This window comes from Staphylococcus pettenkoferi, assembly GCF_002902685.1.
GTDB lineage: Bacteria > Bacillota > Bacilli > Staphylococcales > Staphylococcaceae > Staphylococcus > Staphylococcus pettenkoferi.
In genome coordinates, this window is record NZ_PPRN01000008.1 from 1 (window position 1) to 12,342 (window position 12,342).

Below are 12,342 nucleotides of genomic sequence, written 5' to 3' on the forward strand. Positions count from 1 at the left end.
TTGTTAAATTGTTTATATCTGAAATAGTTCATACAGAAGACTCCTTTTTGTTAAAATTATACTATAAATTCAACTTTGCAACAGAACCCTTTATACAAACAAAAAACAGGGTACTACTTTAAAGTAATACCCTGTTTTAAAATTAAATTTTAATTTATTAAACAAATTTAAGTACTTGGTCAACGATTTTAGCAATTGTATTAGCAATGCCAAAGCCCATGTCTACCCAGTCTTGTTTGACATGTAAACCTGAATTTACTGCATTATGTAATGATTCAACAATACCTGACATAAATGTACACTCCTTTATACAAATGAAAATGATGTAACCATATAAATTTGTAACATTTCTAGAATGATTTGTAAACTTAATTTACACTATTTTAATATATCACATCATTAACAATGACAAAAAATACCGGACTCTATATTAAATAGAATCTGGTATTTTTGATTTGTCCATCCTTTTTTTAATATAAAAAGATGTTATTAATATCATGCTCTTGGATATTATATATAAATTTAGTATTCAATATTTGGTATTTTATTTACATGTTTTTGATAACGTTTAAGTACACTATAACCAATAGTACAAATAGCTATTGCTACAAATAATTTTTTCAAATTTGTCATTCCTTTACTCTATTTGTTTTCATAATAATTTAATTCTAAATCTTTAGATGTTTGTTTTCGAATAGTTCTCATTAATCCAATATCATTAACTAATGATTGGCCATAAGATGGTATCATTTTTTTGATTTTTGGTGTCCATTTTGATTCATATTCTGAGAAGTTTTTTTCAAGTACTTCTAAAGCTACAGAAACTGAAGTTGAAGCCCCAGGTGATTCTCCTAGTAAAGCAATAATTGAGTGATCTTTAGAATTAACTACTTCCGTTCCAAATTGAATATAACCTTTTCCATGTTCAGGTGTATCTTTGATGACTTGTACACGTTTACCAGCAGTATATAACTGCCAATCTTCATCACGTGCTTCTGGATAAAACGTACGTAAATGATTCATACACCCTTCTTTAGTCATTAATATTTGATCAAACGAATATTTAATTAAAGGAAGGTTTTTAACTGCAGAAGATAAAAGTGTTGTAATATTATATGGCTTAATCGATTTAAATAAATCTAAATTCGAACCATTTTTTAAGAATTTAGGGCCTACACTAGCAAATGGGCCAAATAATAAGGTACGTTCACCATCAATATAACGTGTATCCAAGTGAGGTACAGTCATAGGTGGTGTACCTTTAGGCTCTTTACCATATACCTTAGCGTCATGCTTGGCTATGGTATCAGGGTTAGTACAAATTAAGAATTGACCTGTAATTGGGAAACCACCCAAATTTTTGCTTTCTGGAATACCTGTTTTTTGTAATAATGGAATGGCTCCACCACCAGCACCAATAAATACATAATCAGCAAGTTCTGTTTGCACATCACCACTATTGCGTTGACGTACTTTAACTTCCCATTTACCATCTTTTCGATGATTAAAATCTATGACTTCATGATTATATTGCACATTAGCATTCGGATGTTGTTCAATATTTTTAGCCATTTTTCGAGTAAGCTCACCAAAATTAACATCTGTACCTTCATTAATTTTACTAGCAGCCATAATGTCACTCGAATTATGCCCTTTCATCATTAAAGGAATCCATTTTCTCATTTCCTCAATATCTTCCGTATATTCAATATTGTCAAACATCGGAAAATCTTTCATCGCATAATAGCGATCTTTCAAAAATTGAACATTATTTTTACCTCTCACAAAACTAATATGAGGTAAAGGCTGAATAAATTCTTTAGGGTTAGAAATACTTTTATTTTTAACTAAGTGGCTCCAAAATTGTTTTGAAATTTCAAATTGCTCATTAATTTCTTTTGCTTTTTCAATATCAATTGAACCATCAGGCTTTCTTACTGTATAGTTCAGTTCACATAAAGCAGCATGGCCAGTTCCGGCATTATGACGTTCATTAGAACTTTCAATCCCTGGACGATCTAAACGTTCATATAGTTTAATATTCCAATTAGGTTCTATTTCTTTAAGCATAGAACCAAAAGTAGTACTTAATACCCCAGCACCAATAATGACAACTGTTTTTGACTCTTTAGTATTCATAAATAATTCCTCTTCCCTTTTTGTGACTAAGTAGTAGTGTAATACAATTCAACTTATAATAAAAATACTCATTTTTAATCTGACTTATTCCATAAAAGAATAGGTTTAAAAGCAACTAAAAAACTCTAAAAGATGCGTTAAAGATTTATAAAACTTTAATATATCTTTTTTAGGTGAAAACTTCTGATAATAATCGATTATGTTAATAAATGTAAAATCAAGCAGAATTTTTTTAATTTTAGCAACAATTTTTATTACCATTTTCTTTTTTCTCATTATTTTCGTCTTTTTTGTCTGTTTTCTCTTCAATTTTAACTGAACAACATGACTGTTCTTGAGGTTTTAATTTTTTTAATGTGTCTTTGATACCCATTTACTTCACCTCCTTAAATGATTAAGTTAACAATTAGACCAGTTGCAATAGCCACAACTAAAATTGCAATAACGAATGAGACTACAAATTTTTTCTTGAATAATTTAGATAATAATACTACTTCTGGAATACTTGCACCAGCACCACCTATTATCAACGCAACTACTGTTCCTAAAGACATCCCTTTTGATACTAATGCCTCAGCTATAGGTAACATTGTTTCAGGTCTGATATACATTGGAATGCCTATAACAGATCCAATGAATACGGATATAACGCCATCTCCACTTGCGTATTTTGTAATAAATGTTTCGGGTACAAATCCATATATGAACGCTCCAATAAATACACCAATAAATAGGTAAGGAAGCATTGGATATAAAAATGCCCAAGCATCATTTAATGCTTGTTTAAAACGAGATCCATTTTTATTAGCGAAAAATCCATCGCCTTTAACATTTACACCTTTATAAGTTTCAGCTAAATTCATTTTTGAAAATACAAAACCTGTTAAGATACTAAAGATTGCTAGTACAATAAAATAAACTATTGCAACTTTCCAACCTAATAAGGCCCATAACATAAACACCATTAATGGATTCATTAATGGTGAAGCAATTAAGAAACTCATCGCTGGACCAAAAGGTACTTTAGAATTTAATAGACCTGCAAGTATTGGAATAGTTGAACAAGAACAAAAGGGAGTAATCGCACCAAATATCATCCCAAAAAAATAATTGTTTCCTTGGTTAGGCTTACTTAACATGCTTTTGATTTTATCTTCCGAAATTACTTGTTGGATTAGACTTACAATAAAACTTACGATTATGAACAGTATTAATAATTCAAAAAACAGCATTAAAAATGTTTTTATGAATTCTATAATTGAATCTAACATCAGTATAACGCCTCCGAATTTCTTTAATCAACTTTTTTTGATTAATTAATCAAAAAAATAGATCTGTTTTGTATTAAAAGAAGATACTCATAATATCTTACAACAAGTATCTTCATTTAAAACTACCTGTATTTGTTGTTCATTAATTTTGTAATAATTCCATGTGCCATGCTTTTCAGCAATAAGAACATTTGCATCTACTAATTTTTTTAAATGATAAGAAAGTTTAGATTGTTTTATATCTAATAACTCTTCTAAATCACATACACATAATGATTTATTGAAGCTTTGGCTAATTTGATTTAGTATTTTTAATCTGATTTTATCGGCAAGTGCATTAAACATATTTTCATAAAAGTCAAATTGTTGATCTTCACTCATATCAGTCTTTGCTTTAATAACTTCCATAAAAGACCATCCTTTTTATAATATTTCATTGAGTTTATATTATCTTTATTTCAATTCTTGAATTGCTTGTTTATAGTTATTTTTTGTTGATTCGCCATACTGATTAATGTTCCCTTTAAAGAACTCCTTTTCCATATATATTGTAGCTTCTTTTAAATTGATTTCTCTTGATAGCATAACAAGATTTAAATAACTTACAAAATAACCAACAGTTAAAGTACTTGCATGGTTTACTCGCAATCAAGCATGCCTCCTTATTGTCAACGTAGTTTTATATCATTTAATACATCAATTTTTTTTGATATATTAAATATAAATCAATATCTATATTATCGCAAGAAGAAAACCTATAATTTTACATAAACTTAGATATTGCTCACAAAAATACTAAAATAATTTCTTCATAAATTTTATTATTAAGAATTAAATTTAGTAAAATTTTTAAAACTCAAACAAAAACATAGACACTAATCTATATAGATGTTAGTCTATAATCCAAATTAATTAATGAGGTGAGTATAATGTTAAATATTGAAATATACGAAGAAGCTATGTGCTGTTCTACTGGGGTATGTGGTCCAGAACCGGATGAAACACTAATAAAAGCGAATCAAATCAATGAATATTTAAAGCAAAATCAAATAGAAGTTCAACGTTATAATATGAATAATAATCCGAATGAATTCATTAAAAATCAAGAAGTTATTCGTTTAATTCAAGAAAAAGGTGATGAAGTTTTACCAATCACTTTTATAGAAGGCAATATAGCTAAAACGGGCGCTTATATTACCCAAGAAGAAGCCGATGAAATTATTACAGTTAATCAAATGAGAAATGGAGGATGCTGTGATGGAGATGGATGCTGTTAAATACTTAAATAAATTGAATCTAGATAACATTGAGTTAACAAAATATTTGTTTTTTACTGGTAAAGGTGGCGTAGGCAAAACAACGATATCAAGTTTTACTGCTTTAAACTTAGCAGAGAATGGAAAGAAAGTAGCTTTAGTAAGTACTGATCCAGCTAGTAATTTACAAGATGTATTTCAAATGGAATTATCTAATAAATTAACTAAATATCAACCTATACCTAATCTCTCTATAGCCAATTTTGACCCGATTGCTGCTGCAGACGATTATAAAGCACAATCTATAGAACCTTATGAGGGTATTCTACCAGAAGATGTGCTTGCTGAGATGAAAGAACAGTTAAGTGGTTCATGTACAGTTGAAGTAGCAGCATTTAATGAATTTACAAATTTTTTATCCGATAAAACTTTAGAACAAGAATTTGATTTCATTATATTTGATACAGCTCCAACAGGTCACACCTTAAGAATGCTTGAATTACCTTCTGCATGGACAGATTATTTAAATATAACGAGTAATGACGCTTCTTGCTTAGGTCAATTATCAGGTTTAAATGAAAATAGAGTTAAATATAATTCAGCACTTGAAAAACTACGTAACCAAGATGATACGACCATGATGTTAGTTGCGAGACCTACTCACTCTTCTATATATGAAATTCAAAGAGCGCAACAAGAATTACAACAACTGTCAATTTCTAAATTCAAAGTAATCATTAACAACTATATAGAAGAAAGTCACGGTTTAATTTCGAGTCAGATGAAATCAGAACAAGATAAAAACATTAATCATTTTACTGAATGGTTAAATAACAATCATGCTTATTACGTTCCATATAAAAAGCAGAAAGAAGAAGGTATAGAAAGTTTAACTAATCTATTAAATGATGATAACTTAATTGAAAATGATGACTTTATTGTTGAAGATCATCCGCAATTCAATAAATTAATCGATGAAATTGAAAATAGTAAAGTTCAATATTTATTTACAATGGGAAAAGGTGGCGTTGGTAAAACGACAGTAGCAACGCAATTAGCTACAGCATTATCTAATAAAGGATATCGTGTTCTTTTAGCAACTACTGACCCTACTAAAGAAATTAATGTTGAAACTACAAGTAATTTAAATACTGCTTATATTGATGAAGAACAAGCATTAGAAAAGTATAAAAAAGAAGTACTAGCCACAGTGAATGATGATACACCACAAGACGATATCGATTATATTATGGAAGATTTAAAATCACCTTGTACAGAAGAAATAGCATTTTTCAAAGCCTTTAGTGACATTATGGAGAATCAAGACGACATGGATTACGTCATTGTAGATACAGCTCCTACAGGCCATACCTTGCTGTTACTTGATTCTAGTGAAAATCACCATAAAGAACTAAAGAAAAAATCAACTCAAACTACCAGTAATGTTGAAACGTTATTACCTAAAATTCAAAATCAAGATTTAACACAGATGATAATCGTAACACTAGCAGAAAAAACACCTTATTTAGAATCTAAACGTTTAGTAGAAGATTTAAATAGAGCCGATATAGGACATAATTGGTGGGTCGTTAATCAATCATTAGTTACGCTAAATCAACGTGATGACCTTTTTAGTAACAAAAAAGAAGATGAATCGATTTGGATAAACAAGATTAAAAATGAAAGTCTTAATAATTACTTTGTTATACCTTATGGAGGGTTAGAATAATGAAAAAAATTGTTATCATTGGTTCAGTTGCTGCCGGTACAAGTGTCGCGGCTAAAGCAAGAAGAAATAGTGAAGATGTGGAAATTATCGTTTTTGATAAAGATAGTGATATTTCGTATTCAGTATGTGGTATTCCCTACTATATAGGCGGTAATGTATCTGATATTGATGAACTCACGCCACGAAATGCTAAATGGTTTAAAGAGCGCTTTAATATAGATATTTATACAAAATATGAAGTGCATCAGATAAATGATACTGATCAAACAATAACAGTTACCAATTTAGTAAATGATGAAACGATGATTCAAGAATATGACGAATTAGTATTAGCAACAGGTTCATCGCCTAAAGAACTTCCTCAATTAAATAGCGAAGAATATAACAATGTGTTTAAAGTTAAGAATATTAATGATGCGAAAGCAATTTATAATTATATTGAGGGCAATGATGTTCAGAATGTAACAATCATTGGTGGTGGATTTATTGGTCTAGAGATGTTAGAACAATTATCTAATTACAATACTTCAATTATTCAACGCAGTACTTTTATGCCTCATTTAGACGACGATATCAGTTTTATGATTCAAGAATATATTGAAGATAAAGCTAACGTATATACCTATAATGAAATAGATATTATTGATTATGATGAAAATCATACAATAAATAGAGTGAGCTTAAAAACTGGTGAATTAATTGATACAGATTTAATCATTATTGGGATTGGTGTCACACCAAATACTAAATTAGCTAAAGAAATTGGTATTAATATTGGAGAATCTGGAGCAATACAAACCAATAAGTATTTTGAAACAAATATTCCTCACATATATGCAATTGGTGATGTAGCAGAAAGTTATAATTTAATTACTGGTAACCCTATATATAGACCGTTAGGTTCTACAGCAAATAAAATGGGACGTATTTTAGGAGATCGATTAACTGGTGGAAATCTAGAACATAAAGGTATTTTAGGAACAGGCATTGTTCGTATATTTGATATGACAATTGCCCAAACAGGCTTAACTGAAAAAGAAGCTATTGATTTAGATATTGATATTGACGTATTACACAATGTGAAACCGAATCGTCCAGAATATATGCAAGGCCAAGAAATGGTAATTAAAGCTATATTTGATAAAAACAATTCTAAATTACTTGGTGCCCAAATTATTGGGTATGAAGGTGTAGATAAGAGAATAGATGTACTAGCTACTGCTATAACGTTTGGTGCCCATGCAGAAGATTTATTTCATTTAGATTTAGCATATGCGCCTCCTTTTTCTACAACTAAAGATCCTGTTATTTATACAGGGATGATTGGACACAATATTACTCGAGGACGCAAAATTATAACGCCTGAAGAAGTCATGAAACAAAATAATGACTTATTGATTTTAGATGTACGTTCTCCAAAGCAATTTGAAGTTAATCATGTTGATGGAGCGATTAACGTCCCATTGAAAATATTGAGAAGTTATGCAAAAACAGTAGATAAAAATCAAAAGATAGTGACTTACTGTAATAAAGGTACTACTGGGAATGCTGCACAAAACGTACTTATTAATTTAGGTTTTAAACAAGTGTTTAATTTGTCAGGTGGTAATAAAAATTATCAACGTTATAAAAGGTTTCAAGTAGAAAGGAAGAAGAAAAATTGAATTATAAAGAAATTTCACAATACTTAAAAGTGATTGCTGATAGTAGCCGTCTTGAAATATTAGACTTGTTATCTTGCGGTGAATTATGCGCTTGTGATTTATTAGAGCATTTTTCTTTTTCTCAACCCACATTAAGTCATCATATGAAAGTATTAAAAGACAATAATTTAATTACATCCAGAAAAGATGGTAATAAAATTTTATACAAATTGAATCATGACGTATTGGATAACGTTACATCACGACTCACTCTATTGAGTTCCAGTACTGTCCCATGTATATGTGAAACAGTAGAGAAAGGTGAGTGTTAATGATGACGATATTAGCAATCACAATATTTGTATTAACATTAATTTTTGTTATATGGCAACCTAAAGGTCTAGATATTGGTATTACTGCATTAATTGGTGCTGTAGTTGCTATAATCACTGGCGTTGTAAGCTTTTCAGATGTACTAGAAGTTACTGGAATTGTTTGGAATGCGACCTTAACTTTTGTTGCAGTTATTCTTATTTCACTCATATTAGATGAAATTGGGTTCTTTGAATGGTCTGCTATACATATGGTGAGAGCATCAAAGGGTAATGGCTTGAAAATGTTTGTTTACATTATGTTGTTAGGCGCTATTGTAGCAGCTTTCTTTGCGAACGATGGAGCTGCATTAATTCTCACTCCAATCGTGCTTGCTATGGTAAGAAATCTTGGATTTAATCAAAAAGTCATTTTTCCTTTTATCATTGCAAGTGGATTCATTGCAGATACTACATCACTACCTTTAATTGTAAGTAACTTAGTTAATATCGTTTCTGCAGATTACTTCGATATTGGATTTATTGAATATTTTAGTCGCATGATTATTCCTAATATATTCTCTCTGATTGCTAGTATTCTCGTTTTATGGTTATATTTCAGAAAATCTATACCTAAAACGTTCGATACAGAAAATCTTTCAGATCCTAAAAATGCAATTAAAGATTCTAAATTATTTAAGATTTCATGGATTGTATTATCAATACTGCTTGTGGGTTATCTTGTTAGTGAGTTTATTCAAATCCCTGTATCAATCATTGCTGGTATCATTGCTTTAATATTTGTATTATTAGCACGTAAATCTAAGGCTGTTCATACGAAACAAGTAATTAAAGGTGCACCATGGAATATTGTTTTATTCTCTATTGGTATGTATCTTGTGGTATTTGGTCTAAAAAATGTGGGGATTACAACGCTTCTTGGTGATGTACTAACAAATATTTCAAGTTACGGCTTATTTAGTAGTATCATGGGCATGGGTTTTATATCCGCATTCCTTTCATCTATTATGAACAACATGCCAACTGTTTTAATAGATGCAATTGCTATCGGACAATCGAATGTAGTTGGAACAATTAAAGAAGGTATGGTTTATGCAAATGTCATAGGTTCGGATTTAGGACCAAAAATTACACCAATTGGTTCTTTAGCAACGTTATTATGGTTACATGTGTTAACGCAAAAAGGTGTCAAGATTTCTTGGGGGACCTATTTTAAGACAGGAATTATTATCACAATCCCTGTTTTATTTGTAACCCTATTAGGTCTATATTTAACACTAATAATTTTTTAAAAAAAGGTAATGATAAATGGATAAAAAACAATTTACTTTATATGTACTGGTAATTCTTGTCGTAGTCAAATGGCTGAGGGCTGGGGAAGAGAAATACTCGGCGAAGAATGGAATGTTTACTCAGCAGGTATCGAAACGCATGGCGTAAATCCTAAGACGATAGAAGTTATGAAAGAAGTGGATATTGACATATCAAACCATACTTCTGATTTAATTGATAATAAAATTTTAAAACAATCAGACCTAATTGTTACACTTTGTAGTGATGCTAATGAAAATTGTCCAGTCATCCCACCTAATGTAAAAAAAGAGCATTGGGGATTTGATGACCCAGCAGGTAAATCTTGGTCAGAATTTCAACGTGTAAGAGATGAAATAGGTCAAAAGATCAAGCAATTTTATGATAATTAAGTTAATATAAAATTCAAAAACAGAGGATAAGCACATATAACAATGCTTATCCTCTGTTTTATATAATGATATTTGCTGCTTACCTTTTTCTGTTAGTTCTGCATATATTGTTGTGCCACATATAGGAAAACAAAACTTCTTTAATGTTAGTATTGCTATAGTTCCTAGCGAATTGAATGGTTTTATATGTTCAAATGCTATTATGAGTTATAAAATCAATAACTATATTGACAAAAAATATCTACTTCAAAATGATTTTTTAAGAAAAAATGAGTATTTAGCTGATGGGACAGGTCAAAAAGAATTAAGTGAAAAGAAATTTGAAGAGTTAGAAGTAAAAATTCCAAACTCTATAGAAGAACAAAAAATTGATTTATTGAAAGAACGTAAGAAGGGCTTTTTGCAGAAAATGTTTGTTTGATACTGATGAAATCCTATTATGTTAACTATATGTTTTATTAAATAAAGGGGAGTATACATGGGAGATGTAAAATTATTTAAACTGAATAACGAAATAGCATATGAATTATATGGAGAATCCGTGGCTATAGAAAAATCTCTTCAAACCGTAATAGAAAATAATTCTGAAAATCTATTAGGCATTTCGTTCCTTGCATCCGAGTATTCTACATGTAAAAAACATGCTGGAAGAATCGATACCTTAAGTATTGATGAGAATTATTCTCCTGTTATTTTAGAATATAAAAGAGCAACAAATGAAAATGTAATTAATCAAGGTCTTTTTTATTTAGATTGGTTAATGGATCATAAAGCAGAATTTGAATTACTTGTGATGAAAAAGTTAAATACGAATTATGTTGACAAAATCGATTGGCAAACACCTAGATTATTATGTATAGCAGGTAGATTCACAAAATATGATGCACATGCCGTACAGCAAATAAATAAAAATATTGAATTATATAGATATAAACAATTTGAAGAAAACCTATTTATGTTAGATTTAGTAAGCACTTCAACTTTACATAAAGAAAAAAACAATTATAAATAAAAAAGCAAAACCTTATTTTGATAAGGATACCTCAATTATTTCCAAAAATATTAATAAAGCAAATCAGCAAATTATTGATTTATATAATAAAATATATAATTATATTTTAGCTTTAAGTGATGATGTCCAAGTTAAAGAGTTAAAATTTTATATTACATTTAAAAGAATTAAAAATTTCGCGTGTATAGAAGTATTACCTTCTCAAAATAAAATACTTCTTTATATAAAAGTTAATTTAGATTGTGCGAAATTATAAAAAGGTTTCACTCATGATGTAACTAATATTGGTCATTATGGAACTGGAAATTTATCTATTACTGTAAAAGATAATAATGATTTTGAAAAAGCAAAACCTTATATCTTAAAAAGCTATAATAATAATTAATTACTAAAAACCTTCGTTTTTGACACAAAACCTCTTAACTTAATATTAAGAGGTTTTTCTTGGATATTTAAGTCTATAAACTTGTGTTATAATCAATGTATCATAAATATCAAAAATCATGAGTTTTTAGACGATGAGAGACGCGTTTATTTGCATCGAGAATTAGATTTCGTTAATAAGTGCCCATAAAACGATTAAAAGAGGTGGTATTGAAATGGCTAAAATTGGTTATGCACGTGTATCAACACAAGATCAAAGTCTTGATGGACAGATTGATACACTTGAAGACTATGGTTGTGAACGTATCTTTAGCGAGAAAGCAAGTGGTCGTAAAACCAAAAGAACAGAACTTGATAAGTGTTTAGATTATTTGCGTGAAGGAGATATCCTAGTTATCTATAAACTAGATCGTCTTGGACGTACAACGAAGCAATTAATTGAGTTATCTCAATGGTTCGATGAAAACAGCATTGATTTACATATTATAGATATGAACGTATCGACCAAAGATGCAATGGGCAAAATGTTCTTTACCATGATGAGTGCATTTGCGGAACTTGAAGCTAACTTATTAAGTGAACGTACGAAAAAAGGGTTAGAAGCTGCAAGAGCAAGAGGACGAAAAGGCGGAAGACCTTCATTACCAAATCATAAGAAAAGAGAAATTAAATTCTTATATGATGAACAAAAACTTACTGGGGAAGAAATTGCGAAACAAACAGGGGTAAGCAGATCTACAGTTTATCGAGTATTAAAATAGCAACTGTTTTGAATGTGTTTATTACAGGTTCTGTTGCAAAGTAAAAAATATAGCTAACCACTAATTTATCATGTCAGTGTTCGCTTAACTTGCTAGCATGATACTAATTTCG

Annotated in this window: 17 protein-coding genes; 10 read left to right on the plus strand and 7 right to left on the minus strand. The window is 29.7% G+C overall.

The window, feature by feature from the left end:
* Positions 1 to 157: 157 nt before the first annotated feature.
* From CD126_RS01535 to CD126_RS01565, 7 genes are all read right to left on the minus strand, one after another.
* Complete coding sequence (locus tag CD126_RS01535; RefSeq protein ID WP_002436888.1) at positions 158 to 292, minus strand: beta-class phenol-soluble modulin; 135 nt, start codon at positions 290 to 292, stop codon at positions 158 to 160.
* Between the two features lie 230 nt (positions 293 to 522).
* Positions 523 to 633: an SE2200 family small protein gene (locus CD126_RS12375; RefSeq protein ID WP_080550853.1), complete on the minus strand. Its 111-nt coding sequence runs from the start codon at positions 631 to 633 to the stop codon at positions 523 to 525.
* A gap of 9 nt (positions 634 to 642) precedes the next feature.
* Positions 643 to 2,139, minus strand: coding sequence for an L-lactate dehydrogenase (quinone) (gene lqo, locus CD126_RS01545; protein ID WP_002441949.1), 1,497 nt, complete (start codon positions 2,137 to 2,139; stop codon positions 643 to 645).
* A 238-nt stretch (positions 2,140 to 2,377) separates the two neighbouring features.
* A complete protein-coding gene (locus tag CD126_RS01550; RefSeq protein ID WP_002441931.1) occupies positions 2,378 to 2,512 on the minus strand; it encodes a hypothetical protein in 135 nt (44 codons plus the stop codon).
* Positions 2,513 to 2,525: 13 nt separating this feature from the next.
* Complete coding sequence (locus tag CD126_RS01555; protein ID WP_070502728.1) at positions 2,526 to 3,410, minus strand: permease; 885 nt, start codon at positions 3,408 to 3,410, stop codon at positions 2,526 to 2,528.
* A gap of 87 nt (positions 3,411 to 3,497) precedes the next feature.
* Positions 3,498 to 3,818, minus strand: coding sequence for an ArsR/SmtB family transcription factor (locus CD126_RS01560; protein ID WP_002449352.1), 321 nt, complete (start codon positions 3,816 to 3,818; stop codon positions 3,498 to 3,500).
* 45 nt (positions 3,819 to 3,863) lie between these two features.
* Positions 3,864 to 4,058: a hypothetical protein gene (locus CD126_RS01565; protein ID WP_002441924.1), complete on the minus strand. Its 195-nt coding sequence runs from the start codon at positions 4,056 to 4,058 to the stop codon at positions 3,864 to 3,866.
* A gap of 281 nt (positions 4,059 to 4,339) precedes the next feature.
* Between CD126_RS01565 and arsD the strand changes: the two genes are divergently transcribed.
* The 10 genes from arsD to CD126_RS01610 all read left to right on the plus strand — a co-directional run bounded on the left by arsD (position 4,340) and on the right by CD126_RS01610 (position 12,230).
* Complete coding sequence (gene arsD / locus CD126_RS01570) at positions 4,340 to 4,687, plus strand: arsenite efflux transporter metallochaperone ArsD (protein ID WP_070502727.1); 348 nt, start codon at positions 4,340 to 4,342, stop codon at positions 4,685 to 4,687.
* Positions 4,668 to 6,395 carry an arsenical pump-driving ATPase gene (gene arsA / locus CD126_RS01575; RefSeq protein ID WP_169931214.1) on the plus strand — a complete coding sequence of 576 codons (1,728 nt, stop codon included), beginning with the start codon at positions 4,668 to 4,670 and terminating at the stop codon, positions 6,393 to 6,395. The genes arsD and arsA overlap by 20 nt, the downstream gene beginning before the upstream one ends.
* Positions 6,395 to 8,059 carry an FAD-dependent oxidoreductase gene (locus tag CD126_RS01580; protein WP_103369928.1) on the plus strand — a complete coding sequence of 555 codons (1,665 nt, stop codon included), beginning with the start codon at positions 6,395 to 6,397 and terminating at the stop codon, positions 8,057 to 8,059. The genes arsA and CD126_RS01580 overlap by 1 nt, the downstream gene beginning before the upstream one ends.
* A complete protein-coding gene (locus CD126_RS01585; protein WP_002441914.1) occupies positions 8,056 to 8,370 on the plus strand; it encodes an ArsR/SmtB family transcription factor in 315 nt (104 codons plus the stop codon). The genes CD126_RS01580 and CD126_RS01585 overlap by 4 nt, the downstream gene beginning before the upstream one ends.
* Positions 8,370 to 9,662: an arsenite efflux transporter membrane subunit ArsB gene (gene arsB / locus CD126_RS01590; protein ID WP_169931216.1), complete on the plus strand. Its 1,293-nt coding sequence runs from the start codon at positions 8,370 to 8,372 to the stop codon at positions 9,660 to 9,662. Before CD126_RS01585 ends, arsB begins: the two co-directional genes overlap by 1 nt.
* Before the next feature lie 30 nt (positions 9,663 to 9,692).
* Positions 9,693 to 10,073: an arsenate reductase (thioredoxin) gene (gene arsC / locus CD126_RS01595; protein ID WP_268218523.1), complete on the plus strand. Its 381-nt coding sequence runs from the start codon at positions 9,693 to 9,695 to the stop codon at positions 10,071 to 10,073.
* 112 nt (positions 10,074 to 10,185) lie between these two features.
* On the plus strand, positions 10,186 to 10,494 hold the full coding sequence (locus tag CD126_RS01600; RefSeq protein WP_142381347.1) for a restriction endonuclease subunit S: 309 nt from the start codon (positions 10,186 to 10,188) through the stop codon (positions 10,492 to 10,494).
* 57 nt (positions 10,495 to 10,551) lie between these two features.
* Positions 10,552 to 11,085 carry a PDDEXK family nuclease gene (locus CD126_RS12275; protein WP_240626082.1) on the plus strand — a complete coding sequence of 178 codons (534 nt, stop codon included), beginning with the start codon at positions 10,552 to 10,554 and terminating at the stop codon, positions 11,083 to 11,085.
* 103 nt (positions 11,086 to 11,188) lie between these two features.
* The gene (locus tag CD126_RS12280; RefSeq protein ID WP_240626083.1) at positions 11,189 to 11,341 is read left to right on the plus strand and encodes a DUF5655 domain-containing protein; all 153 of its coding nucleotides are present in this window, start codon (positions 11,189 to 11,191) and stop codon (positions 11,339 to 11,341) included.
* A 343-nt stretch (positions 11,342 to 11,684) separates the two neighbouring features.
* Positions 11,685 to 12,230: a recombinase family protein gene (locus CD126_RS01610; protein ID WP_046466213.1), complete on the plus strand. Its 546-nt coding sequence runs from the start codon at positions 11,685 to 11,687 to the stop codon at positions 12,228 to 12,230.
* Positions 12,231 to 12,342 lie beyond the last annotated feature (112 nt).